The following is a 26,269-nucleotide window of genomic DNA, read 5'->3' as shown; positions in this document are numbered from 1 at the left end:
GGCCGCCGCCCGGCTCCAGGCGACGGCCGTGGTCCGGTTTAGTTGAACCGCTTCTTGAACTGGATACCCCAGATGCGCGGCTCGCCGATCACGCCAGAGGCGTGGCTCAGTGCCGAATTGGTGAAGTCCACCGCGTCGACCAGATATTTCTCGTTGGTCAGGTTCTTGCCGTAGACGGCGATTTCCAGGTCCCACGCCTCGATCTGGAAATCGATGCGGGCATTCAGAAGTCCGTAGCCGTTCTGGAAGCCCGTATTCGCCGGGATCGCCGCGTTCTTGGATGGCAGAAAGTTGATGCCCGACTGGTAGTACCAGTCCACCTGGAAGCCCAGCGTGTTATCGCCGACCGGCACGTCGTAACGGGCGCCGACGCTGTAAGTCCATTTAGGGATCACGAAAGGTTCTGCCGACCGGTCACGCGGCAGGCCCGTCAACGGGTTGATGTCGGTGAATTCCTTGTACTTGGCATCGGTCAGGGCCAGCGAGCTCTTCAGCGTCAGGCCATCGGTCGGGACCGCCGTCGCCTCGAACTCCACACCCTTGATGATGCCCTTGGCCGCGTTCTGCAGCAGCGTGACAATGCCGCCCTGAGGCGTCGACTTGATGACGCTGCGCTGGATATCGGAGTAGTCGGTGATGTATCCGGCCAGGTTGAGGCGGACCCGATTGTCGAGGAAGTCCGCCTTCACGCCGATCTCGTAGTCCTGCGCGAATTCGGGCGCGAAGGGCGTGAACGAGGTCGGGTCCGTGGTGCCGCGCAGGTTCTGCCCGCCGCCCCGAAAACTCCGCGAGGTCTTGGCGTAGACAAGCGCATCGTCGTTCAGTTTGTAGTCCATGCTGAACAACCACGACCAGCCATCAAAGGTGTTGGAGAAGTAGCCTTCGCACACATTCGGGTCCGGCTTGATCGCCGGATCGTTCGGAATGTTGCAATTGAAGCCACCGGCGCCGTTATAGAAACGGTTCCGCGCGATCAGGCTCTTCTTCTCCTTCGTATAGCGCCCGCCGGCCGTCAGGCTTAGCGCGTCGGTCAAATGGTAGGTGGTCTGCGCGAACAGAGCCCAGCTCTTGTTCGTCACAAGGCCGTCGCTGATGTTGGGATTGAACGCATTGACGGCGTTGAGCGCATAGTTGGTGTTGACGTCGTTACCGCCCTCGTCGCTGTAGAACCCGCCGAATACCCATTCCAGACTGTCATCGAACGCGGTGCCGAGCAGCTGCAGTTCCTGCGAGAAGAAGTGCGCCCTGGTGAAGTTGTCGCCGCGGAAGAGGTTCACCGGCGAGGCATCCAGATCGAGCCGGCTGAAGCGGTTGAATTCCCGATAGCCGGTGATCGACTTGAACTCGCTCCAGCCCAGATCGACCGTGACGGTACCGCCTATCCCCCACGTCTCGAATCCGACACCTTCGAAGGGCTGGGCGTAATTGTCATAGGACAGGCCGCGCTGCCCCACGGAAATGCTGTTCAGGTAGTTGTACCCTGCCGTGACGCCCGGCAGGAAGGTGGGCCCGTTCGGAATGTCCGCCGGGTTCAGGCCGCCCACGTCGATGCCCGCGGCCAGAATGCCGGCGGGAATGATACCCGCGCCCGGATTGAACTGGCCTGGATAGACAAGCTGGTGCACCGCGCCTCGGCCTTTGAGGTGCTGGTAGTCGCCAGTGATCGAGATATTGACGTTCTCGGTCGGGTCGATGGTGATGCCGATGCGGCCGAGATACTCCTCGTTATCGGCACGGTCGCTGCCGTCGATGAGCGATCTGCCGTAGCCGTCGCGCTGATCGAACTTGCCGGTCAGGCGCACGGCGAACTTGTCCTGGACCACAGGAATATTGACGGCGCCTCCCAGCACGGTCCGGTCGAAGCGGCCATACTCGCCTTCGATAAAGCCGTCGACACCATCGTAGTGCGGCCGGCGCGTGGTGATGTTGATGGCGCCGCCCGTGGTGTTTCGGCCAAAGAGCGTGCCCTGCGGTCCCTTGATGACCTCGACCCGTTCGATATCGTAGAGCGCGGCCTTGAGCCCCAGCTGACGCGGGACATAGACGTTGTCGATATAGACACCCACCGAACTGTCGGTCGTGAGCAGCGTATCCGCCTGGGACTGGCCGCGAATGATCAGGAACAGCGACGATGACGCCGCGGACGCCGGCCGCAGGAACAGACTCGCCGTCTGGTACTGCAGGTCGCTCAGATCGTCGATGCCTGCCTTCTCCATCTGGATTCCGGAAATGGCGGTGATGGCGAGCGGCACCTCCTGTACCGGTTCCTCGCGCTTTCGGGCCGTCACCACGACGTTTTCGATCTCGGCCGCCCAAACGGCGCCCGGCGCGATGGATACAAGCACCGTCGCGATGACCGCCGCGCGCGACGCAGCTGCCGGAAGTACTCTCATGAGCAGTTTCCCCTTCCCTTGTTTCATCGGTGCCGGACTTTCGCCGCCGCACCGCACCTCTCCCCAGAGATGTCTCGACGGTGATCCGGAGTGACGTTATTGTCAAATTGATAATTATGTCTAATTTGAACTAACGGGAACACTCCCCTGTCAGAATTGACAAGTCCATGAAACCGGCGCGATAACAGGCCCAGCCAACGGACAGCACAAACATTGATGGCACGGATAAATCCGCAGCGACGAGCCGAGATCGGCCGCCTGAAGCGCCACAGGACCAATGGCCGTATCGTCGATGCCGCCCTGCGCGTGATCGCCGACAAGGGCCTGGATCACTTTTCCATCGACGATGTGGTGACCGAAGCCGGCATCTCACGGGGGTCGTTTTACAATTACTACCCGGATCGCGGCGCGCTGATCACCGACATGGCGGACCGATTTCACGACATGCTCGGGGAAATGCCGTTTCAGGTCGATGAGGACGCCGGCATGCGCGAAAACCTCGTCGCATATCTTCGGTGCCAGAATCGTTTCCTGCGCAAAGCCCACGAGAAGCCGGACTGGGGCAGGTTGATCAACGAAGTGTTCGCCTCGGAGCGCGCGGAGCGTCCGTTCATGGGAACCCACGATCCCGAGATCTTTTTCTCGTTCATGACCAGGCTTGGCGAGTCCGGCTTCATCGCCTACCGATCCGTCGATGCCATCTACGATTTCTTCATCGGGTCCATGTATTTCACCATGGCCCGGATCGTCGAGGGCAGTGAACGTCCCGTCGCCAGCCTGATCAGCGATTTTTTCTTCCACCTGCTGCTGGCGTTCGGCTTTACCCGTGAGGATACCGAGCGGATGATCGAGGAGATCATGTCAGCCGACTGACCCGAGGCACGCGGAGTGGTGACGCTCCGGATCGGGGGGCTTATGATCGCAAATCCTTTTACACAGCGATCGGAGGAGCCATGTCGGGCCAGCGGCATCTGCGCAATACGGCCGTGATGATCGCGGCTTTCGCCGGGGTCAGCCTGCTGTGGCTGGCCATCGATCTGGGCAGAAGCCTTGTCCGGCCCGGCTGGTGGCTGGAGGCCCTGCTCTACGGCGGCTTCCTCGCCGCCGCCTTTGGCTTGCTGAAAGGCTCCCGCCTCGCCTGGTTCGCCTCGGTGCTGATTTTCGCGGGCGGCCTTGTCGCCGGCATCGAGCCACTGCTGGACTGGGCGCTGGCCGGCATCCGCCCTGTTGTCGCGACCCTGCCCATGAGCCTGGCGATGCTGGCGGGGGGCGCCTACGGCCTGTGGTCTTTGCTGATGTCCCCGAAAGTCAGGGCCGTGCGGGCGGCACAGACCGACAGGACGCCGTGGCCCATGGCGATCTCGCTCGGCGTGCTGGCCGCCACCATTCTGTGCCTCGGTTGGTTTATCGACCGCCTTTCCGGCGATGTGCTCGCGGTGATGGGCGCGCAAGCGGGGATCGCGGCCCTGTTCGTGGTGGTCATCGGCTTCGTGGCCGCGCGCAAGGGCCGCGTACCCCTGCGCTGGTCGTTCCTGCCCCTTGCCGTCGCCGCCGGGCTGATCGTGGCAAGCCTCCCGACCATCCAGCAGCTGCGCGACTGGCGGCCGCTCGCCGACGCCCTCCGCGATACGCCGCTCGCCGACCGCCCGGGATTCACCCTGTCGCTGCAGCGCATGCCAAGCGACGCCGGCCGCCTGACCAAGGCGTTGCGGGACGCGCGCGACCGTTTCATCGAACGGGCCGAAGCACGCACCCTCGGCGTCTCGCCTTTCCCGCTCATGACGGTGCTAGGCCCCGCCAGGGTCGTCGATCCCGACGCCGTCGCGTCTACTCGGCTTCGGACGGCCCAGACTGGTACCGCCGCGCGCGACGCGATCCATGACCTGGATCTGCTTCTTGACCAATTCACGGTCGAGCGCGAGCGGATCATCGCTGACCTGCCACAGCCCATGCGGTCCAGGGTCGCGACCCGTTTTGCCCAGGAGACGGAGTCTTATCGGAGCCACTACCGGGCGCGCATCCAGCTGCTGACCCGGGCACGCGAGAAGCTGCAGGCCATCCTGGGTGTTCTGGCCGCGCAGAGCGGCCGCTACGAGGTAGACTGGCGCGGCGCCGTGATTTTCGAGGACGCACAGGCGGCTGCCACTTTTCACGAGAGCCGCGCCGCGCTGGAGGAACTGGCGGTCTGGGACTCCCGTTTACGCACGGACGGCGCCACCCTCGCCGCTACCCAGTCGCCATCACGCTGGTTGGAGTATGCGCGCGGAGAAAGATGACCAAAAAAGATTTATATTTTTTAATTTTCCCTTGACAACAGGAACTAATCACGTCGCGTCAGAGTTTTCATGATCAGAGGCGCCACTGCTGAAGACCGCGGAAGCCCTCAAGAAATTACAGGCACCCGTATCGCCTGAAGACTCTCAAGAGGACACGACAATGAACGACCGCACCCTGGTTTTTTCTTCTCTCGATCCTGAAGCCCGCAAGGCGCGCCGCAACCTGCGCATGCTCGGGGCATTGGCTGCGGGCGCGGCGATCGCGACCGTTTACCTGATGTCGTCGGCCCCCGTATTCGCCGCTTCCAGTTCCTCGGATCTATGCAAGAAATATTTCCAGTCGCATGCCTACAACAAGGCGGCCATGAATTGTGCCGCAGCGGCGCAGGACGGCGATACCGGCTCGCAGGCTGCCCTTGGATGGATGTACCTGCACGGAAAGGGTCTCCCCAAGAACGATAACGAAGCCGCGCGCTGGATTAATGCCGCCGCTGATGATGGCAACATCGCGGCTGCCGCGCTCCTCGGCGGCATGTACCTTAAGGGTGAGGCCGTCGCGCAGGATCCGGAACAGGCGGCGAAGTGGCTCGGCAAGGCCGCCGAAGCGGGGCACAAGGGCGCGCAGGTTGCCTTGGGCACCCTGTACGTGGACACCTCGCCGAGCAATGAACTGGCAGAGGCGAGTGCCGGCAGCACGGCGGGCAGCAGTGGCGAACCGAGTGGCCCCATTCTGGCCGAGCCGCGTTCGGTCTCGCAGGCGGCCGCGGCGCCCGATCCTGAAAAGGCGGTCAAATGGTACAAGAAGGCGGCCAAGAACGGCAGCCCTGCTGGCCAGGCCGCGCTGGGCGAGGCATACCGTGTGGGCATGGGTGTCGATCAGGACGATGTCGCCGCCTACATGTGGTACACGCTGGCCGCCGACCAAGGGTCGCAGGCCGCCGCTGATGCCCGGGCGCTGGTCGCCGAGCGTATGAAGCCCAAACAGATCGCCAAGGCGGAAGCCAAGGCGCGCGAGTGGAAGTCCGACAACAGCGACAAGATGCGCCTGCAGACGTCCAGCGCCAACAACTGATCCAGAGTAACGGACGGGCCGTCCCGCTGACGGCCATCACCCCGCCCCGGACGCCACGTCCCGGGCGGGGTTTCTTATTTAACGGGACCGGTTGTGGAAACGAGCACACGTTGAACCTACCGGTTGCGTTAATCAGCTACCGCACGAGAAAAGTTGCCTGATTGCGGAAAAAAATGCTCGGAACACCAGAATACCGGGCGTTTGCCAGATTCCGGACACAATTGGCACGTTGTCCCTCACATCAGCAACCTTCCGAAGCACGCTGTGAGAATTCGCTTCGGCCAAAAAAAATGAGGGTTCAATGTCGAGCACTGCCAACATTCAGCGCGATGTTTCCGGTCTCCGCGATGTTTCCGGCCTCGAAGAACACATCCCGGCACTGCGCCGTTATGCCCAGAAGCTAGCTCACGATCCCGATGATGCGGCTGACATCGTTCAGACCTGTCTCGAGCGCGCTCTGCGCAACTTCCATATGTTCCAGGAGGGAACCAATCTGCGCAGCTGGCTGTTCACTATCCTTCATAACGAATTCATCAGCGAAATTCGCCGCCGCTCCCGCCGCGGCAACTCGGTGCCCCTGGAAGACTGGCTGGACCCTGGCGTACGCGGCGGTCAGGAAGAAGCGATCGAAATGCACGAGTTCAACCGCGCCTTCAACGCGCTGGCGCCCCGGGACCGTGAAATCCTGCAGATGGTCGGTGTCGAAGGCCGCTCCTATGCGAGCGCCGGAGCTCGGCTGAAGCTGGAGATCGGCACGGTCAAATCCCGCGTCTTCCGCGCCCGCGAACGGCTGCGTGAGCTGATCGACGGCCCGGAAACCCGTATGGCCGCCTGAGCGCGTTCGACAGATACCCAAAAGGGGCGGACTTTGGTCCGCCCCTTTTTCGTTAGCGGGTCCGGCGCATGATCGCCCAGATGATGACAAGGACCGGCAAACCCAGCGTCGCCCAGGAGGCGGCATCATAGAACCCGTCGCCGATGAGCGCCGACACCAGGCCGATGCTCCCGAGGACGCCGAGCGCGATGGGCGCGCCCCATACCTGTCCAAAGGAACGCTTTCCCGACGGGCGCGCCCTCACGATGCACCGCCCGTGCGCGCCGCCGCCATGCCGTCCGGCAAGACGCCTCCGCGCTCGAGTTCCGCGAGGCGGACCTCAAGAGATGACCGGCGGCGGCCGAGCCACAGATAAAGTCCGCTGCCCAGCACGATGATGGTGGCGACATCGAGCAAGCCCCAGATGATCTTCATGGCAAGCCCGCCATAGTCCCCGAAATGCAGGGGCTGGGACAGCGACAGGCCCTGCACGTACCACGGCATCTCCTCGAGCGCCGTCAGCGAACCGTTCCTGGCGTCGACAAGCGCCGGTGTCAGCAGTTTGGACGTCAGCGGCGTGGTCCCCTGCAGAAAGACCCCATAATGATGCTGGCTGGAAAACGCGGTACCCGGATAGGCGATGAATTGTGGGCGCATATCGGGCGCCGCGTTCCGCGCCGTCTTCAGTGCGGCGTCGACGGACCCCAGTTCGGAGACAGGGGGCAGACCGGCGTAAGGGGCGACGAGCCGCGATAGCTGATCATGCTGCCAGAGCTTGATGATCGGCTCTCCCAGCGTGTTGATGACACCGGTGAAGCCGACGACGAAGACCCAGGCGATCGTCGTGACGCCGAGCAGGTTGTGGAGATCGAGCCATTTGAGCCGGGTGCTGCGGTTCGCGCGCACCGTACCGAAGTCCAGCTTGCGCATGAACGGGCTGTAAAGCACCACGCCCGAGATCACCGCGACGCAGAACAGCAGGCCCATGACGCCGAGGAACAGCGTGCCGGGCAAGCCGGCGAACATGTCGATGTGCAACCGCGCCATGACGTAGAGAAAGCCCTCGTCGAAGGGCGGCGCCTCGACCTTTTCGGCGGTACGGGCGTCGAACACCGCCAGATGAAAGTCCTGGGAATCGACGGCTGGAGCGGTCGTCGCGTAAACGAGCGGTTCGTGATCGTCGAAGCTCAGGAACGTCATGACCTCGCCCGGCCGGTTGGCCAGCGCGTTGGCGACGACTGCATCCAAGCTGGCCAACGGCGTGTCGTCCGGCATGGGCGCGGCGGCGGGATGGCTGCCGAGGAGCTCGTCGATCTCCTCGTGGAAAACCAGCGGCAGGCCCGTAATGCACAGCATCAGCAGGAACAGCGTGCAGATAATGCTGGACCATTTGTGTACCAGGTACCAGGCCCGGATTTTTCCGCTCGTCATTCTGGTCTCCCGCCGCGGCGCGGCGTCCAAATATGTGAATCAGTTTCAATTGCACGCAACGGATACCATCGTTGCGACACGTTCGCAACAATCGGCTTGTCCGATCCGCCGGATAAGTGGTTTCGCTCGCGGAAGAAAGGGAACATTGCCTTGGCGCCAGCCTTTATGGAGCACAACCCATAGCTCAAGGAGGTATCGATGAGCCGATCCGACAAAGTGACGGTCCTTTCTTCCGCCGAGAACAAATATCCCAAAGGGGAAGACATCAGCTCCGTATCGGCGGAGGCGGGAAACCTGTTGCACGATCTGTATGTGCGGGCGCGCGACAGCGCCAGGGGGTACCGGGACGCAGCCGACGACGCCTCGGATGGCAGCATGAAAGCCCGGTTTTTCGGTCTGGCCCGGCGCCGTAGCGCCATGGCCGGACAGCTCGAGCTCAGCCTGCGCTCGCTGGGTCTCGACGTCGCGCCGGACGAGGGCATGAGCGGCGCCATGAATCGCCATTTCACCGAATTAAAGGCGCGTCTCGTCAATGGTGACGCCAAGGCGGTCATCGCCGAGGTCGTGCGGGGCGAAACCCAGTTCGCCGACGCCATCGAAAAGGCGCTGCGCCAGCCCCTGCCCGCCACGCTGCGCGGCGCGCTGGATCGTCAAAAGCGGCAGATCCAGAGCGCCATCGACCGCTTCAGCGGCGAGATCAGCCGCGAAAGCAGGCTCAAAGCCGTGAAGGACAAGGCCATGGAATATCGCAAGCCTGCCCTCATCGCCCTGATCGCCGTGGGTGCCGCCGCAGTGATCGGCGCCGCCGTGGTCCAGCAGCGCCGCACCGGCGCCGTCTCCACCGCCATGCGCAACGCACGCAAGGCGATCGACCGGGCGCTGGAGCAGCTGCCGTCGGCACGTCAGGTCGCCTCGGCGGCGCCCAGCCTGCCGGCCCTGTCCAATGCCTCGCTGCCATCGCTGGCGGCAACGACCGCGGCCGCCACCGCGCTGATCGAACGGCTCCGGCCTCAGCCCAAGCCGCGCTTCGGCGACTTCTTCCGCCGCCACCGCTAAGCCCCTTTTATCCAGAACCGCCCGGCCGCAAAGCCGGGCGGTTTTTCCATGGCCGCCGCGCTCTCGGACGGCCGTTCGTTTGAGGCGCGAAACAACGTATGATCGCGGGGTCCGCTGGGCCAACCAGCACAGCTTTGCCGGGCCGCGCGCATGTCGCCGAAACCATTCTCATCACGAACGGCCGCGGACGGGATCGCGGGCTGGTTGAATTTCCTGAAGTTCTTCATCGCCTTCGCCGGTGGCTGGTGGCGGTCGTCCGAGCGCTGGAAGGCGGCGACTCTGACGGCGGCGCTGGTCTCTCTCACCGCCATGCAGGTGGCGATCGCCGTGGCGCTGAATTTCTGGAACCTGCGCCTCTTCGATGCCCTGGAACAAAGGGCGATGGATCGGTTCCTCGCCCTGATCGGCGCTTTTTCCCTCATCCTGGCGGCGAATATCGGGGTAACCGTCGCCCATCTGCAGATCAAGCGCCGCCTTCAGGTGAGCTGGCGCCGCTGGATGACGCGGCAGATGCTGCGCGGCTGGATGGGCGGGGGACGTCACTACATGGTGTCATTCGCGCCGGGCCGTCAGGACAATCCAGACGCGCGCATCGCGGAGGACATCCGGGTCGCCACCGAATATGCCGTCGATATCGGCCACTCGGGGCTTTATTCGACCATTCTCCTCGTGAGCTTCATCAATATCCTGTGGTCGATCTCCGGCACGGTGCCGCTGTCCGGGATCGGCCTCGACGGCGACCTGCCGGGCTATCTCGTCTGGACGGCCCTGATCTATACCGTGGTCGGCGCCTGGATCGCGCTTCGTCTCGGGCGGCCGCTGACGAGGGCGGCGAACCGGCGTCAGGCGAGCGAGGCGGATTTCCGCTTCAGCATGGCCCGTGCCCGCTCCCACGGGCTGGCGATCGCACTGATGCGGGGCGAAGGTGACGAACGCCGGCGGTTCACGCGGCTGTTTCATCGGGTGGTCCGTGCCTGGGACGGCCAGACGAAAGCCCTGCGGCAATTCTTCTACTACCTGTCGAGCTGGCCTCTGGTGAGTCAGATTTTTCCCATCCTCCTCGCCGCGCCCCGCTACATCGCCGGCACGATCTCGCTCGGGGTGCTGATGCAATCGGCGCAGGCGTTCGGGCAGGTCGTCGCCGCCCTTTCCTGGCCCATCGACAATCTGGCGAAGGCGGCCGAGTGGCGGGCGTCGGCCCAGCGGGTCGGGCAACTGGACGAGGCACTGAACAGCCTGCGCCAGCCCGGAAAGGCCGGACGCATCACGCTCACACAGGCGCGCACCAGGGAGCTGGGGTTTCGCCACCTGGCGCTGACCGACGCCGCCGGGACGCCGGTGACGGGACATCTCGACCTGACGCTACACCCCGGCGAGCGCATGATGCTGACCGGCGACGACGCCGCGCTCGGTCCCTTGTTCCACGCGATCGCCGGGCTCTGGCCCTGGGGCAGCGGGCGGATCATGGTGCCGCCGTCCGATGAGATACGCCTCATGCCCGAACAGCCCTATATCCCGCAAGGGATTCTGCACGACGCGCTCTGCTATCCGGACAGCCGCGAGGCACATGGCCTGGTCGCGATCATCGGCGCGCTCGACCGCGCCGGCCTTGCTCGCCTGAGTGACCATCTGGAGGAGAACGCCGCCTGGGAGGATACCCTGTCCTTCGGGGACCAGCAGCGCCTGGCCTTTGCCCGCCTGATGCTGCAGAGCCCTGCCTGGATCGTGCTCTACAACGCGGCGACCGGCCTCGACAGCGCGCAGGAGCGCGACATGATGGATCTCATTGATGCGTCATGCCCGCGAGCCGGGGTGCTGATCATCGGGCACCGTCCGGCGCTGGAGGACAGAATGACACGGATCGTCGCCGTCAACGGTCCCTGACGACGGCCTTGACCGGCAGACGACCGGTTCTCGCCAACGTGGCGTACCAGTCGTAGGAGGATTTGGGCGTCCGCTTCTGGGTGGCGAAGTCGACATGCACGATGCCGAAGCGGTTGCTGTATCCGGCGCCCCACTCGAAATTGTCGAGCAGCGACCAGACGAAGTAGCCCCGGACGTCGGCTCCCCGGACGATGGCGTCGTGCATGGCGCGGATATAGGCGTCCAGATAGGCGACGCGTCCGGCATCGTCGATCGTGCCATCCGCCGCCACCGGATCCTTGCCCCCGCAGCCATTCTCGGTCACGAAAATCGGCAGCCTGTAGCGTTCGGTCAGGGTCAGCAGGGTGTCGCGGAACGCCTCCGGGTGAATGGACCAGCCGATATCCGTCGACGGCATGTCTGCGGGCGCGCTGCCCCACGCGTAGCCCCAGACCATGGACGGGTCAGCCTTGGCGAAGATCGGCCCATAGTGATTGAGACCGAACCAGTCGAGCGGCTGGCAAATCCGGGCCAGGTCTCCGGGCTGGACGAAATGATCCAGCGCCTGCGCGGTCATCGGTGGATAATGGCCGCGCAGCTGCGGGTCCGGAAACGCCAGGTTCCAGTGCTCGTCGAGCAGCGCCGCGGCGGCGATGTTCTCGGGCGTCTGGCTTTCCGGCACAATGAGCTGATAGTTGTGGACCGCGCCGATGGACGCGCCGGACACGGTCGCGCGCAGCACGGCCACCGCATCGCCATGAGCGAGGTTGGCGTGGTGCATCGCCTTCAGGTGAGCATCACGGTCGGTACTTCCCGGAGCACCCCAGTCGAAGCCGTACCCGAACAGGGTGAACACGCCGAATTCGTTGAATGTCGCCCAGCGTTTGACGCGGTCGCCGTAACGGCGGGCGATCAGCGCCGTATAGTCGGCGAACCAGCCGGCGCTGTCGCGCGATGTCCAGCCGCCGAGATCGTCCAAGGCCTGCGGCAGATCCCAGTGATAGAGGCACAGCCAAGGCTCTATGCCGGCTTCGAGCACGCCGTCGATGAGCTTGTCGTAGAAGGCCAGCCCTTGCTCGTTGACGACGCCCTTGCCCGCCGGAAGCACTCGCGGCCACGCCACCGAGAAGCGGTAGGCGCCGACACCCAGCCGCTGCATCAGGGCGATATCCTCCGGATACCGGTGATAGTGATCGCAAGCCACATCGCCGGTATCGCCATTGGCGACCCGATCCTTCATCAGGCAGCGCGTGTCCCAGATGCTCGCGCCGCGCCCGTCCTCGCGCGCCGCGCCCTCGATCTGGTAGCTGGAGGTGGAAACACCCCAGAGAAAGTGGTCGGGGAACTCCAATTCGGCGGGTGAGGTCATGGCGGCTCGGTCCCCAGGCTTCATCAGTCATAGCACCATACCACCCCGACCCCGGCCTTGCGAAAGGCTAGACGGCGATAGAGCCCGTTCTCGCCCCGAGCACGGCCATTGCATCCCGCGGATCAAGGCGGACCTGTACGCCGCGCTGGCCGCCATTGATGAAGACCTGCGCTTCGGCGAGGGCCGCTTCGTCCAGCGCCACCGGCACCGCGCGTTTCTGTCCGAACGGGCTGATGCCTCCCACCACATAGCCGGTCAGGCGTTCGGCGTCGGCGGGCTTCATCATCTGCGCCGCCTTGCCGCCGAACAGGGCCGCCAGTTTCTTCATGCTGACCTCCCGGTCGGAGGCCAGGACCACGCAGACGGGTTTGCCGTCCACCAGGGTCATCAGGGTCTTGAGCACGGTTTGCGGCGGCGCGCCCAACGCCTCGGCCGCCTGGAGACCGATCCTCTCGGCGCCGGAATCGTAGGCGTAGGTATGGACAGTGAACGGGACGCCGGCGTGTTGCAGGGCCTGTGTCGCCCGGGTCGTTCTCGACATGTCAGGCCTGCTCGAGATCCGCAAGCCGATCGACGAGCGGCTGGATCGCGGCGCCATACTTCTTCCAGCGATCGAGCGAGCCGGTATAAATGGGCTCGCGCACCTGCGAGACACTCGCCGTGCGGACCGCGCGCCGGCTCTCGTGGAAGGACATGCAGCGATCCTCCCAAGGCAGGCCCAGATAGGCGAGCAAGCCGCGCGTCGTTGCTTCGGTGTGGTTGACCAGATCCTCGTAGCTGACTTCATGCAATGATCCGGACGGCAGAACGGCACGCCAGTGCGCCATCAGTTCCGCGTACTTCCGATAATAGTCGGCCAGATCGTCGAAGTCGTAGGTATAGGGCAGATCCTCCCGGAACAGCCGCGTGAAGCAGGACAGGCAGGTGTCGATCGGGTTGCGCCGGATATGGATGATCCGCGCGTGGGGCATGATGACGTGGATCAGGCCCACATACATGAAGTTGGTCAACATCTTGTCGGTGAACCGCGGCGCGCCGTCACGGTTCGGCACATTTGCCAGGTAGTCAGCGACGATGCGTCCGGCATGTCCCGCCGAGAGGAAGCGGAACACTTCGGGAAACCGGATCGATGTGCCGAAATCGCGCGAGAACACTCCGGCCATGGCATCATGAAAGGTCCGGATTTCGCCAGCGCCGAACACTTGCGAATGGCTCGACAGGATCTGTTCGGTGAGGGTGCTGCCCGAACGCGGCATCCCGACGATGAAGATCGGAGCAGCCGTCTCCGCCCCCGTGACCAAGGCGCGGCGCGCCTCGATCGTCTCGCGGGTGAACGCCTCGCGGATGCGGTCGAACAGGAACAGGCTCGAGGATCTGTTATAGTCCAGCGACGCGCGCTTGAGCCGCGCGCCGGCCATGAACGCATCGATGGCCAGGGCATGTTCGCCCACATCGTCATGCATCTTGCCCAGCGCATAGTAGACGCCGGTGCGGTCGCGCGGCGACAGGCTCTCGATCCTGCCCGCCGCCTCGACGAATCTCGAATAATGCGGGTCCTCACGGCGCGTACGACCCGCTGCCGCCAAGTTGGTGTACAGGCGCAGTGTCTCCGGTGACAGGGCGATGGCGCGTTCGAAGGCGGCGCGGGCGTCGTCCATGCGCCCCAGTTCCATCAGCGACACGCCCAGCTGGTTATGGTGCTCGGCGCCCCCGGGATCGATCGCCAGCGCCTTCTCGAACCACGTTACCGCGTCCTCGGCCCGGCCCAGTTCACGCATGAGACGGCCCATCAGGGCGATGGCCCGCTGATCCCGCCCATCGTTCGCGAGCGCCTGCTCGGCCGCCGCCAGCGCGCCCTGCAGCTTGTGATCATCCAGCAGCAGCTGTGCCAGCAACAGAAACGGTTCGATGCGCCCGGGGTACTGGGCGGTGAGGCGCGAGGCCACGGCCATGGCGTAATCCGACTTGCCCTGGCCATGCGCGGCGGCGGCGGTGCCGGTCAGCGCATCCATGTAGTCGGGGCGCAAGGCCGCCGCGCGCCGGAACAAGGCCTCGGCCGCGGCGAATTCGTGCTGCGACAGGTAAGCCTTGCCCGCGTTGGCGAGCGCCTCGACATAGGACGGCCGGAGTCGGATCGCCTCCTGGTAGCTGGCGAGGCTCGCACCATAGTCTTCGCGCAGACGAAGCAGATTGCCGAGATTGTTGTGTGCCTCGGCGAAGCCGGGGTTGAGGGCGAGCGCCCGGCGGTACGACGCTTCCGCGTCGTCATGCCGGCCGAGTTCGAACTGGACGATGCCCAGATTGCTGTGCGCATCGGCGTAATCCGGCGCCAGGCGGATCGCCCGCAGGCCGTGAGCGAGGGCTTTATCGAGGCGTTTGGCCTGGCGATGCATCTCGCACAGATTGCCGTGAAACACGGGCAGTGCCGCATCGCCCTGAACAGCCTGCTCCAGCACCGCGATAGCATCTTCCAGCCTGCCCTGACGATGCAACACATAGGCGCGCATGGCGACCGCGTCGGGATCGTCAGGGAAACGCGCGATCACCTGCCTCGACAGATCTTCCGCCGCCGGCAGACGCCCCTTGTCGGCCAGATCGATGGCCATGGCGATCGCCTGGTCGCGGGTCAGCGGCTTGCGGGGAGGGCTTTGCTCGGCCATGGGTGTCAACCAGTCTGAAGTATAGCGCGGTCGAAACGCGAACACGGCGCCTCCTCGCGGAGGCGCCGTGTCTGCGTCCTGTACCGGTTCCGGTTGGATCCAGTGGAGCTGGTTATGGCCGCCCGGCGCCGGTTGTCGCCAGTTTAGAACTTTACCCTGACACCGCCCTGGAAGATATGGCTGTTATATCCAGAACCGAACGCCGCCTGGTAATCGAAAAAGATCCCGACGCCGTTGCTCATGATCGCGGTGACACCCGCTCCGATGACAGCCAGGTCTTCCGTGACTTCCGAACCGATGGTGGTGAACGGATTGCCCGAGAGACCGTTCAGGCTGGCACCGATCCACGCCGGCTGGTCCTCGAACTCATGACGCCATTCCACCCGCAGCTCCGGCACCCACTTGGTCGAGCCGCTGCCCCATTCGCCGGTCAGGCGCGCGCCGAGCCGGGACTGCAGGGATTTGCCCTTGCCGGCCAGCACGTCGAGGCCCAGATCGCCGCCGCCCGCTTCCGAGAACGGATCGAGGCTGACGGTCGAGTAGTTCAGGCCCGCGAAAGGCTGGAGGCTCGTGCCTTCGCCCATGGCGAAGACATAGCCGACCTCGGCATGCGCCAACCAGCCGTCGCCATCATACTTGGACGACGCGCCGTCGGTGCAGTTGAAAGCGAGGCAGCTGGTGTCGCCATAGACGATGGTCCGGTTCACCTTGTAGCTGTCGCTGGCATAGGTCAGCGAGCCATCGATGTAGAACCGGTCCATGGTCGCCGACACATAGCCGCCGATGCTCCAGCGCTTGATCTTGCCTTCGTCGCCATCGTCGAAATCGATGCTGTCATCGCCATAGCCACCGACGACACCGAGCACCACGTTCGGACCGAGATGGAAGTCAGCGCCCAGTACCGCGCCGAACGTCTCTTCATCGTAGCCATCGGCTTCGATGTCGCCGCGCGTATCCGCCCAGCGGCCGTAGGCACGGCCCCAGAACGCGATGCCGCTTTCCTCGGCGCCCGAGGCACCCGCCGCCGACGCCGGAGCGATCGAAGTGGACGATCCATTCGGACGCAGCATCACCACCTGACCGTCCGGCGCGCCTGAACGGCGAATGTCGTTCAGATGCTCGGAAACCGCCATGTGATAGGGCTCGGAGAGATTGGCCGCGGCACGCATCACCTGGGCATGTTCGGAACCCGACCAGGAGTTGAGCACCCGGTCATAGGTCGCGCCATTGGTCAGGGTGAACAGGCCGGCCAGGATGTCGTTCAGTTCCGGATCGTTGGTCGAGGACGGCCGGAGCGGGTCGTAGCCGGCTTCGAGCGCTCCCGCGACGGACGATGCGTTGATCGTCAGGCCTGGCACGCCATCGAAAGGCGTGCGTTCCCACACGATGGTGACATCCTGTTCGCCGATGACAGCGGCGAAGTCGAGCAGCAGGGTGTCGCCGAGAACGTTGACGTTGTCGAACGTGCCGTTGACGAGACCAAGGCTCTCGATCACCAGATGGCTACCCTCGTCGCCATAGAGGCCCGGCAGGGCCGAAACCACCAGCGTCCCGTCGATGTTGGCGTCGCCGACCGTGCCGATGAAGCCGGCCGTGTCGGGCAGGATTTCGAAGGTCAGGGTGGAGTCTTCGTCCATGTTGAACGTGCCGATCACCATGCCCGAGGTCGGACCCATGACCAGATTGGCATCGGCATTGACGTTCACCACTTCGGTGCCGATGACGCCGCCATCCAGGATGAAGGTGACCGGGGCGTCCTCGCCGCCGATGTTCAGCGCCGCGCCGCCGAGCAGCAGGAAGTCTTCCGGCGCCACGATGGTCTTGTTCGCGGGCGTACCGGTGCCGTCGAACACATTGACCACGTCGAACTCGTCGGCATCGACGATGCCTGCGATGGTGCCGCCGGTCCAGTTGACCGTATCCGCGTTACCCTGGAACAGGGCCAGCGCGACCTCGGCCGAAATGGTGCCGCCCTGCTGGTTGATGACAACCGGCGCGGGCGCGTTCTCGGCATACACGCCATAGGAGATGCCTTGGGCGTTGGTCGCGGAGATGGTGCCGCTGTTGGTCAGCGTGATCACGTCGGTCGCGGCGGTGGTGTAGATCAGCGTATCGGTCGGCAGGCCGGTTTCGCCAGCGGTCTCCTCGCCGCCGTCGCCCTCGCCTTCGTCGATGGCCAACACGGACAGTTCGATCGTGCCTTCGCCCTGGTCCGGGTCGTCCTCGCCCCCTTCGTCATCGGGGTCCGGCTCCTCGACCACCGTGATACCGCCGAGGACAATCGCCGCGGCGCCCGTATCGGTCGCGCCGGTACCCGCCAGGCTGGCCGAGATGGTACCGCTGTTGATCACGTCCAGACCCGCATCCGCGTCGGGCAGCCAGAGGCCGACAACGCTGGCGGACACGATATTGTCGCCCGCGCCGACGGCGTTGACCGTTCCAGCCGCCGAGATGGTGCCGCTGTTGGTGACGACGCCCACATCGCCGCCGATATCGGCGCCGACCACGCTGAGCAAGGCGGTCGTGACGTGGTAGGACTCTTCCGTACCCGCCGGGACCGAAAGGTCGAGCGTGAGGGTGCCCGCCGCGGTGATATCGCCACTATTGGTAAAGCTATAGGGAACCGGTACGGCGGCTTCGCTCTGCTCGTCTTCTTCGTCGTCTTCCTCGACCGGCGGCGCGGCGAAGATTCCGGAGACGCCGGCAGCATAGACACCGACGAAATTATCGACCAGGACCACGCCCGGATCTTCGGCGGTGCCGGAGACGACGGTCAGGTCGAGGGTCAGCGCGGCGGTGGCGGCAACGGTCCCGGAATTCACGACATCGCCCGAGATGGGGGCATCGAAAATGATGCCTTCGGCGGTCGCGTACAGCTCGTTGGTCACCCTGACATCGTTGACGTCAGCGCCCGTCGTCGACAGGGTCTGCAGGACCGAGGACGTCGCGGTGGCCGTGACATCGCCCGCGTTGTCGAGACCCGAAGAGACGCCATCCACGTAGATGCCGGCCGCATAGACCCCCTGGAACCGGTCCGATTCGGCATAGGCACCGACCTCGCCGACGGCCGAGGCATCGATGGTCGAGGTCCCCGTCGCGGTCGCCGAAATCGCGCCCGTATTCTCAAGCGAGGAAACGCCACCGGTGAGCAGGACACCTTGGGCGATGGCGAGCGTTTCCGCTGTGAAGGCCGTCGCATAGGCCGTTTCGCCGAAGGCATTCAGGTCAACATCCAGAACGGCGCTGGCCGTGGCGGCGATGGCCGCATCGGCGGCGTTGCTGAACGTGCCTTCCAAACCATCCACCTGGACACCCCAGGCGCTCGCGACCACATTCTCGTCGGCCGTGGCCAAGCCCCAGACTTCGGTTCCGGTTGCGCCGGTGGTGGAGTCCGTGAGGCTGCTGGCTGATGCGGTCGAGGAAATCGTCCCCGTGTTGGAGACATCGCCATTCACGTTCTTGGCGAACAGGCCGATGGCCTCGGCCAGGACGCCATTGGTCGAGGTCACCCAGCCCGAATCGCCGAGCGCGACGCCCGTGTTCGTCAGGCTCGCGGTCGCCTGAGCGCTGATGTCGCTGCTGTTGGAGACATCGCCGATCAAGCCTTCCTCATCACCGCCCAGCTCTATGCCGGCGGCGCTGGCCGCGACCGAGGTTTCATCATGGTGAACCCAACTCCAGTCGCTGCTTTCGCCGTCGATGTCGGTGGACGTCCCATCGAAGGTCAGCATGGCCGTGGCCGTGGCGGTGACCGCCGCGGAATTGGAGAAACTGTCGATATCGCCGTCGAGGGCGATACCGCTCGTGTCGGCCGTTACCAGACCGCCATAAACCTGGGAGGTGACATCGCCTTCGTCACCGGTCGCGTCCAACTCGATATCGAGAACCGAAGACGCCGTCGCCGTGATCGCGCCGGAATTGGCCGCATCGCCATCGACGACGCCAAGGACGCCGACCGACCCGGCGGAAACGGTATGACCATAGACGCCGGCATAGGAGGTCAGCGACGCGCTGGTCTCGAGCGCGACGTTTGTATTGGCATCGGCACTCACGGTGATCGCGCCGCTATTGGAAAGCTCGGTAGTGAAAGCGGCAGCAATGCCCACGGCGGTGACGCTTTGATCGACGTCGTTGCCGAGAGAAAGAACGCCGGCGCCGTCGGTGGCCTCAAGGCTCCCGACAACGTCGATGTCATGGGCGGCTGAAACGGTGACCGTGCCGGCATTGATGACGGCATCGGCCTCGGTGATCTGCACGCCCGAGGCGACGACGAGCGAGTCGATGGCCAGTTGATCGGCGTCGCTGCTCAGCGCCGTCGCATCAAGGGTCAAGGCGACCTGATTCATGGCCTCGGCCGAAATCGTGCTGTCCACCGCGTTGAGGAACGAGCCGTCGATGCTGTAGATCGCCACGCCATAGGCCTGGCTGAACAGCTCGGCGCCGGCCGACACGTCGATCGAGCCGGTCGCATCAAGCACCACGTCGCCGGAGATTGAGGAACTGGCGTCGGCGGCGATATCGCCGGAATTGGTGAAATTGCCCTCGACCGTGCTCAGCAGAACAGCGTTGGCCAGCGACGACGCGCCCGCCGAACCGCTGCCGCTGACGCTTCCATCGACCACGGCTTCGTAGTCGGCGTTCACCGACGAATTGGCGTTGGCCGAAATCGCTCCGGCGTTGGTGACGCCGTCCGTGACGGCACCCGACACGAAGAGCCCGGTAACGTTGGTGACCGCGCTGAAATCCTCGGCGAGCAGATCGCTGTCCGACCCTGTCACGGTGCCGTTATTGACCAGGAATCCATCAATGGACAAGATTCCCACACCGTCCGGCGTGACGGTGGCGCCCGTCGCGATCGTGACGTTTTCGACCAGCGGACCCAGATTGACCTCGGTCTGACTGCCGGTGATCGTCAAGGCCTGCGCGGTCATCGGTAACGAGGTGCCGCCGGCGGCCAGAGCAAGAATGGATACGGACAGCCGAAGCCTGCCGTTAAAGCGATTGATCAATGTTTCCCCCAAAGGAAATGAGTTAGAGCCGCCTTTATTGGGCGACATTGTAAAACATTCTAGAGCCGGAACGACCTGTTCGCACCTGTAAAACGTGCGGTCTGTAAAAGTTGCGCGCGCCGTGTCGAACCTCAACCGGCGCCAAACGCGAACACGGCGCACCGTAAATAACGGTACGCCGTGCCCTTGCTGCTGCTGTTGGGGTGTCGGCGGGCGGGAGCCGAGGGTGCCCGCCTTAACCCCATGTTGACCGCGTCAGAACTTAACGCGGACCCCGGCTTGCGCGATGTGGCTCTTGTAGCCAGAAGCAAACGCGCCCTGATAGTCGACGTAGAGACCCCAACCACCAGCGAACTGGGCCGAGATACCCGCACCGATGACCGCGAGGTCACGGCTGATCTTGGAACCGACCGTCTGGAACGGCTGGCCCGGAAGACCGATGAGCGAGGCTTCGATCCACGCCGGATTGTCCTTGAACTCGTGGCGCCATTCGCCGCGCAGCTCGGGGACCCATACCACGTCGCCCGAACCCCATTCGCCGCTCAGACGAGCGCCGAGGCGGGACTGCAGCGACTTGCCGGTGCCATCCAGAACGTTCAGGCCAAGATCGCCCGCACCCGTTTCGGTGACGCCGTCGCTGTCGAGGCTGGTGTAGTTGATGCCAGCGAAAGGCTGCAGCTTGGCGCTCTCGCCGAGATCCCAGTTGAAACCGGTTTCGGCATGAGCGATCCAGCCATCACCCTTGTAGCGGGACGAGGCGCCGACCGTGCCGTCATACAGCGGGTTGGCGATGCCACCCGTGATGATGGTGCGGTCCACACGGTACTTGTCCTTGGCGTAGGTGAACGAGCCATCGAGATAGAAGGCATCGAACTGGGCCGACGCGTAACCGCCAACGCTCCAGCGACGGATCGAACCGAAGTCGCCATCGTCGAAGTCGATGTCGTTGTCGATGTACGAACCAAGGACACCCAGCAGGACGGTCGGGGCAACCCGAAAGTCCATACCCAGGACCGCGCCATAGGTATCTTCTTCATACCCACCGGCGTTCAGATCGCCGCGCACATCCGTCCAGCGACCGAAACCACGGCCCCAGAACGCGATGCCACTTTCTTCGGCGCCCGATTGACCGACCGACGACGCCGGCGCGATCGAGTTGGACGAACCGTCCGGACGCAGCATCACGACGCGCTGCTGCTTGAAGCCGGTATTGCGGTTGTCGTTCAGGTGCTCGGTCAGGGCCATCAGGTACGGCTCGGACAGATTGGTCGCCGCCCGCATGACCTGGGCATGTTCGGCACCTGACCAGGAGTTCAGAACACGGTCATAGAGGACCGGGTCGGTCAGGGTGAACAGGCCGCCGATCTGGTCGTTCAGCTCGGGAGTGTTGCCCGACGGAGGACGGGTCGGGTCGTAGCCGTCTTCCAGCGCACCGGCGACCGAAGCGGAATTGTCGCTGAGACCATCGACTTCGTCGAAGGCGTTGCGGTTCCACGTGACGGTCACGTCCGACGGATTCACCTCGGTGGTGAAGTCCAGCAGAAGCGTATCGCCGACATTGTCGATGCTGTCGAACTCACCGACCACGGCACCGCCGGCGTCGATGACGACGTAGCTGCCGCTGTCGCCGTACAGGCCGGCCACGGCCTGGGCCTGGAAGTTGCCGTCGATGTTGGCATCGCCCACGGTGGTGATCAGACCGCCGCCGGTGGGGCCGAACTGGACGATCAGGGTGCTGTCCGGATCCTGGTTGTAGGTGCCGACGTTGATTTCACCCGTCGGACCGACGACCAGCGTGCCATCGGTGTTCAGATTGGCTTCGCCGACATTGTTGACGGTACCATTCATCACGAAGGTCACCGGCGCGTCTTCGGCACCGATATTCAGCTGGCCGGCGCCTTCGAGAACGAAGTCCGTGCCCGCCGTGACGGTGGTCGCGTTCTCGCCATTCTGGATGACGTTGACCACATCGGCGGAGTCGGCGTCGACCAGACCGCTGATCGAGCCACCCGACCAGTTGAGCACGTCAGCCGCGCCCTGATCCATGGCGATGGCCGCCGTGGAGCCGGAGATCGAGCCGCCCATCTGGTTGATCACGACCGGAACCGGCGCGGTTTCGGCGAAGATGCCGTAGCCGTAGCCGCCTTCCGTCTCGTTGTTTCCGGAGATGTTGCCGGTATTGTTGACGGTGATGACGCCGGCCGCGAGGACCTGGATATCGTCGCCTTCACCTTCGCCCGGCAGAATTCCACCGATCGGCAGATCGCCGAGACCGCCTTCGCCACCGATCAGTCCGTCGAGCAGGCCATCCGGAACCGGACCCAGCATCAGGCCAACAGCCACGGACTCGTCCGCGTTGCCGGTGAGTTCGGCGGTGATGTCGCCGCTGTTGTTGACGACCAGACCGTCATTGGCTTCCGGCAACCACAGGCCGATGGCCGCGGCGGCCGTCAGGCTGTCTTCACCGGTAATGCCGGTGGTGTTCAGCGAGCCAGTGGCAGTGATGTCGCCGCTGTTGTCGATCACGCTGGCATCGCCGGCGACGACCGCGCCCGCGACGCCGAGAACGCCGTAGGTCTGCTGGAAGGTGCCAACCGTATCCGACGAGGTCGGCTGGGTGACGTCGATGGTGAGATCACCCGTGGCGCTGATGGTGCCGCTGTTGGTGAAGGTGTTCGCGGTATCCTCGTCATCGCTCGGCGCTTCGACGTCGGCGTAGAGGCCGACAGCGACGACGCCGCCGAGGTTCTGCGAACCGGTTTCGCTGGGGTCAGTGGCCGTCATGCCGATGTCCAGCGTGCCCGACGCGGTGGCGTCGATCGTGCCGGAATTGACGATGTCGCCATCGACGGGCGAGGTGAAGGCCGTGCCAATGGCAGCGGCATACAGGATGTTGGAGCTGCCGCCCATGGCACCATCGTCGCCGGCAACGTCCTGCGTCACGGTCGAGGCCGCGGTCGCGGACGCCGAGATGTCGCCGGAATTGTCGAAGCCGGTCGTGTTGCCTTCGCTCAACAGACCCGCCGCGAGAGCGCCGGTCCCATTATAGCTGGAGATGCCGCCAGCACCGGCGGTCGTTTCGGCCGTCGAGGAGGTGATCAGGTCGGACGTCGCGCTCGCCGTCGCGGAAATGGTCCCCGCGTTGGTGATCATGTTGACGTCGGTGTCGCCCTCTTCGCCGTCGCTGAGACCAGCGACATAAACGCCCACGGCATTCGCCTGGGTGGTGGTTTCGTTCAAGGTACCGGACGACACGCCGTTCGCGGCAATGTCGTATGACGTGGAAGCAGTGGCGTCGGCGGAGATTTCGCCATCGGCACCGTTGTTGAATTCACCGTCCAGGTTCTGGACCTGCACGCCCCACGCACTGGCAATGGCGCCGCCGCCGGTGGAGACCACACCAGTACCCGTGTCGGCGGAATCCGCATCCAGGATAGCGGTCACGTCAGCGCTGGAAACCGAGCTGATCGAACCATTGTTGTCGAAATCTCCATCGAGATCCTCGATGTACACGCCCCACGATTCGCCCTCGGCGAAGTTGCCGAGCGAAACCGCCGAACCGAGTTCGCCGGTCGCGATGCCATCGACATCGACAACCGCGGCGCTGTCGGCCGAGATGTCGCCATCGTTGAGGAACGCGCCGGTCGTGTCGAGATCGACGCCGCCCGCATAGGCATGGGCCGAGTTTTCGCCGATGATCGTCGCCGTGCCATCCGTCGCCATCGCATCGGCCGTGGCCGTGCTGGTCGCGGTGGACGTGGCCGAGATCGTGCCGGTGTTGTCGAAGACGTCGATGTCGCCTTCCGACCACACGCCCGTCGCCTCGGCGTAGGAGTCGGTGACATCCACCAGCGTCGCCGAGCCGGCTGTCGCGGTGACCGTGCCGTCGAGAACGGCGCTGGCCTCGGCGATGGCTTCGATGCTGCCATCGTTGACGATGTCGCCGCCGCCCAGAAGATCAACACCGTACGCGTAAGCATAAGACTGAACAGCGTCGCCGCCTTCGCTGTCGAACAGCGAGGCATTGTCGCCGGTCACATCGGCGACCACGTCGCTCGAGGCGCTGGCGTCGGCGACGATGGTCGCGTCGGTGGCATTGGTGAAGCCGCTATCCTCGCCCAGGGTCACATCGACACCGTAGGCTTCGGCTTCGGAGTACGAACCGCCGCCCAGGGCCGAATCCAGATCGGAATCGGCGCTGATGTCGGAAGAGGCGTCGGCCGTCGCCGTCGCGGTGATGTCGCCATTGTTGGTGACGTCGCCGTCGACCGTGTTCAACCAGAGGCCGGTCGCGTAGGACATGGCGCTGGACGAGCTATCTTCATCGATGGCGATGGTGTCCGAGAAATCGGAAATGACACTCACGCCCGCATCGGACGTGGCGATCATCGCGCCGTTGTTGGTGACGTCTCCACCCACGTTACCCAGGATCTCGAGGGCGACGGCATCGGCGATGACACTGTTGCTGTCCGACGCGATGGGGCTGTCGACGAATTCGATGGACCCGTCGTTGAGGACATCACCGTCCACGCCACCCTGAACCAGGATGCCACCCGGCGACACGTCGCCAGTTTCCTCGACGGTGAGGTCGGAAGCATCGGTGGTGATGACGACGGAATTCTGCGCATCACTGATGGTGACAGCCTGCGCGGTTGAAGCAAGCAACGCGCCGCCGCTCATCAATGCAAGCAGCGACACCGATAGCTTGAGCTTGTTGTCCAAGCGCTTCATGGGAGCTCCCTTTGCTAATTTGACCCAATGGATTCGTAAAACCGTCTAAACGGCATTTTCACAAGAAATAGCCATGCGAGCGTCCAGCGCCAGAAAAAAATGAACCCACGCAGTAAAGATTTGTGAATTTTATCAATTCGTTACCGTAACATTTTATATTATTAAATTAACGTTAGCGGCAAAACAGGCCACTCGCACAACCTTCCGAAGGCCTTCAAACGATGCGCGCGACAAATTGTTCCGGCCATCCGGTAAAAAAATGATGCAGGCCGATCAACGCCGTTTTGTGTCCGCGATGCGGCGGAAATACGTCGTCGCCAACCGCCTGCGAAAGACGTGGAGGAAGTATGGGCGCGTCGGCGCGGCGCAACTCCGGTTGCAGCTGGCCCAGCAGCAGAAGCATGCGGCGGCGCGCCAAGCCGCTGATCGGCAATTGTCTCTAGCCCGTATCGGGCTATCTCCGGTACACTGACGCCAACAATGCGCCTGGCGGACCTCGGAAAGCCGGGCTTTCTTCATTCTCGGAAGCCGAAATGTCAGTCCAGATAAAGCCGACTTTTGACGCCCAGGCGCCGGCCAGTCACGACCAGGCCCACCAGACCGACTGGAACCTTGATGGTATCGTCGATGGCCTGCGCCAATCGCGCGAGATCAAGCACAATATCCGGTTTCGCGGCCGGATCAGCGAACTCCCGGAGCGGGATACCATTTCCCGCATCATGGATTTGATCTCGGCGGCGCTGTTTCCCACGCATTATGGTCGTCCCGATCTCAACCACGACAGCATCGACTATTTCGTCGGCAGCACCCTGAACACGGCGCTCAACGCGCTGACCGAACAGGTCCGGCGCGGCCTGATGTTCTCGGCGGATTCCGATAATGACAGCGATAGCGACATTCGCGCACGGGCGACGCGGATCGTGCGGGCCTTTGGCGAGCAACTGCCGGCGATCCGGGACATGCTGGTCAGCGACCTGCATGCGGCTTACAAGGGCGACCCCTCGGCCACGAGCATTTCGGAAATCCTGATCTGCTTCCCCGGAATGACGGCTGTCATCCACTACCGCGTGGCGCACGCCTTATACAAGCTGGGCGCCACGCTGCCGGCCCGGCTGATTTCAGAGATCGCTCATTCCAGCACGGGTATCGACATCCATCCGGCGGCAGAGATCGGCGAAGCTTTCTTCATCGATCACGGCACCGGGGTCGTGGTCGGCCAGACCGCGATCATCGGCGACCGGGTGCGGCTGTATCAGGCCGTGACCCTGGGCGCGAAGAGCTTCCCCGCCGACGAGAACGGCACCCTGATCAAGGGCATCGCCCGTCATCCCATCGTCGAGGACGACGTCGTTATCTATTCCGGCGCCACCATTCTGGGTCGCATCACCATTGGCGCCGGATCGACCATCGGCGGCAATGTCTGGCTGACGCAAAGCGTGCCGCCGGGAAGCAATGTCACCCAGGCACAGATGCGCAACGATTGCGCCATGCTCTACGAAATCTGCTCCCGCAAGGACGAGGACGGCGCGCTGGGCTGAGCCGGCCAGCCCCGAGAGAACGAGGCATTCCGGCCCGGGCCGGAATGCCTCTGGATC

The 26,269-nt window shown here is 64.0% G+C and carries 16 protein-coding genes; 7 read left to right on the top strand and 9 right to left on the bottom strand.

Translation table 11 applies throughout. The features are described 5' to 3' along the window. Positions 1 to 38: 38 nt before the first annotated feature. Complete coding sequence (locus WJU17_RS18460; RefSeq protein WP_346328860.1) at positions 39 to 2,393, bottom strand: TonB-dependent receptor; 2,355 nt, start codon at positions 2,391 to 2,393, stop codon at positions 39 to 41. Between the two features lie 216 nt (positions 2,394 to 2,609). Between WJU17_RS18460 and WJU17_RS18455 the strand changes: the two genes are divergently transcribed. From WJU17_RS18455 to WJU17_RS18440, 4 genes are all read left to right on the top strand, one after another. Next, complete coding sequence (locus WJU17_RS18455) at positions 2,610 to 3,266, top strand: TetR/AcrR family transcriptional regulator (RefSeq protein ID WP_346328859.1); 657 nt, start codon at positions 2,610 to 2,612, stop codon at positions 3,264 to 3,266. An 80-nt stretch (positions 3,267 to 3,346) separates the two neighbouring features. Beyond that, complete coding sequence (locus WJU17_RS18450) at positions 3,347 to 4,669, top strand: hypothetical protein (protein ID WP_346328858.1); 1,323 nt, start codon at positions 3,347 to 3,349, stop codon at positions 4,667 to 4,669. A gap of 160 nt (positions 4,670 to 4,829) precedes the next feature. Further along, positions 4,830 to 5,741, top strand: a complete 912-nt coding sequence (locus WJU17_RS18445; protein ID WP_346328857.1) for a tetratricopeptide repeat protein — start codon at positions 4,830 to 4,832, stop codon at positions 5,739 to 5,741. A gap of 301 nt (positions 5,742 to 6,042) precedes the next feature. Beyond that, entirely contained in the window at positions 6,043 to 6,576 is a 534-nt protein-coding gene (locus WJU17_RS18440) for a sigma-70 family RNA polymerase sigma factor (RefSeq protein ID WP_346328856.1), read from the top strand. 52 nt (positions 6,577 to 6,628) lie between these two features. Here the strand turns inward: WJU17_RS18440 and WJU17_RS18435 are convergent, their stop codons facing one another. Continuing rightward, entirely contained in the window at positions 6,629 to 6,820 is a 192-nt protein-coding gene (locus WJU17_RS18435; RefSeq protein ID WP_346328855.1) for a hypothetical protein, read from the bottom strand. Beyond that, positions 6,817 to 7,986 carry a PepSY-associated TM helix domain-containing protein gene (locus tag WJU17_RS18430; RefSeq protein WP_346328854.1) on the bottom strand — a complete coding sequence of 390 codons (1,170 nt, stop codon included), beginning with the start codon at positions 7,984 to 7,986 and terminating at the stop codon, positions 6,817 to 6,819. Before WJU17_RS18430 ends, WJU17_RS18435 begins: the two co-directional genes overlap by 4 nt. A 198-nt stretch (positions 7,987 to 8,184) precedes the next feature. Between WJU17_RS18430 and WJU17_RS18425 the strand changes: the two genes are divergently transcribed. Both WJU17_RS18425 and WJU17_RS18420 read left to right on the top strand, forming a co-directional pair. Beyond that, positions 8,185 to 9,042, top strand: a complete 858-nt coding sequence (locus tag WJU17_RS18425) for a PA2169 family four-helix-bundle protein (protein ID WP_346328853.1) — start codon at positions 8,185 to 8,187, stop codon at positions 9,040 to 9,042. Positions 9,043 to 9,246: 204 nt separating this feature from the next. Beyond that, positions 9,247 to 10,926 carry an ABC transporter ATP-binding protein/permease gene (locus WJU17_RS18420; RefSeq protein WP_346328852.1) on the top strand — a complete coding sequence of 560 codons (1,680 nt, stop codon included), beginning with the start codon at positions 9,247 to 9,249 and terminating at the stop codon, positions 10,924 to 10,926. Here WJU17_RS18420 and WJU17_RS18415 read toward each other — a convergent pair. From WJU17_RS18415 to WJU17_RS18390, 6 genes are all read right to left on the bottom strand, one after another. Next, positions 10,913 to 12,274: a GH1 family beta-glucosidase gene (locus tag WJU17_RS18415; protein ID WP_346328851.1), complete on the bottom strand. Its 1,362-nt coding sequence runs from the start codon at positions 12,272 to 12,274 to the stop codon at positions 10,913 to 10,915. The genes WJU17_RS18420 and WJU17_RS18415 overlap by 14 nt on opposite strands. Positions 12,275 to 12,341: 67 nt before the next feature. After that, positions 12,342 to 12,815, bottom strand: coding sequence for a Cys-tRNA(Pro) deacylase (ybaK, locus tag WJU17_RS18410; RefSeq protein WP_346328850.1), 474 nt, complete (start codon positions 12,813 to 12,815; stop codon positions 12,342 to 12,344). A gap of 1 nt (position 12,816) precedes the next feature. Next, positions 12,817 to 14,934, bottom strand: coding sequence for a sulfotransferase (locus tag WJU17_RS18405; protein ID WP_346328849.1), 2,118 nt, complete (start codon positions 14,932 to 14,934; stop codon positions 12,817 to 12,819). Between the two features lie 143 nt (positions 14,935 to 15,077). Next, complete coding sequence (locus WJU17_RS18400; protein ID WP_346328848.1) at positions 15,078 to 19,943, bottom strand: autotransporter outer membrane beta-barrel domain-containing protein; 4,866 nt, start codon at positions 19,941 to 19,943, stop codon at positions 15,078 to 15,080. 255 nt (positions 19,944 to 20,198) lie between these two features. Continuing rightward, positions 20,199 to 24,674, bottom strand: coding sequence for an autotransporter domain-containing protein (locus tag WJU17_RS18395; RefSeq protein WP_346328847.1), 4,476 nt, complete (start codon positions 24,672 to 24,674; stop codon positions 20,199 to 20,201). Between the two features lie 214 nt (positions 24,675 to 24,888). Then, positions 24,889 to 25,077, bottom strand: coding sequence for a hypothetical protein (locus WJU17_RS18390; protein ID WP_346328846.1), 189 nt, complete (start codon positions 25,075 to 25,077; stop codon positions 24,889 to 24,891). Between the two features lie 130 nt (positions 25,078 to 25,207). Between WJU17_RS18390 and epsC the strand changes: the two genes are divergently transcribed. Then, positions 25,208 to 26,212 (top strand): serine O-acetyltransferase EpsC, encoded by a 1,005-nt coding sequence (gene epsC / locus WJU17_RS18385; protein ID WP_346328845.1) that lies wholly within the window; start codon positions 25,208 to 25,210, stop codon positions 26,210 to 26,212. Positions 26,213 to 26,269: the final 57 nt, after the last annotated feature.

The sequence above is a fragment of the Iodidimonas sp. SYSU 1G8 genome (assembly GCF_039655775.1).
Taxonomy (GTDB): Bacteria; Pseudomonadota; Alphaproteobacteria; order SMXS01; family SMXS01; genus RI-34.
The sequence above is the reverse complement of the archived record's forward strand: the minus strand, read 5'-3'. Positions and strand labels throughout refer to the sequence as shown.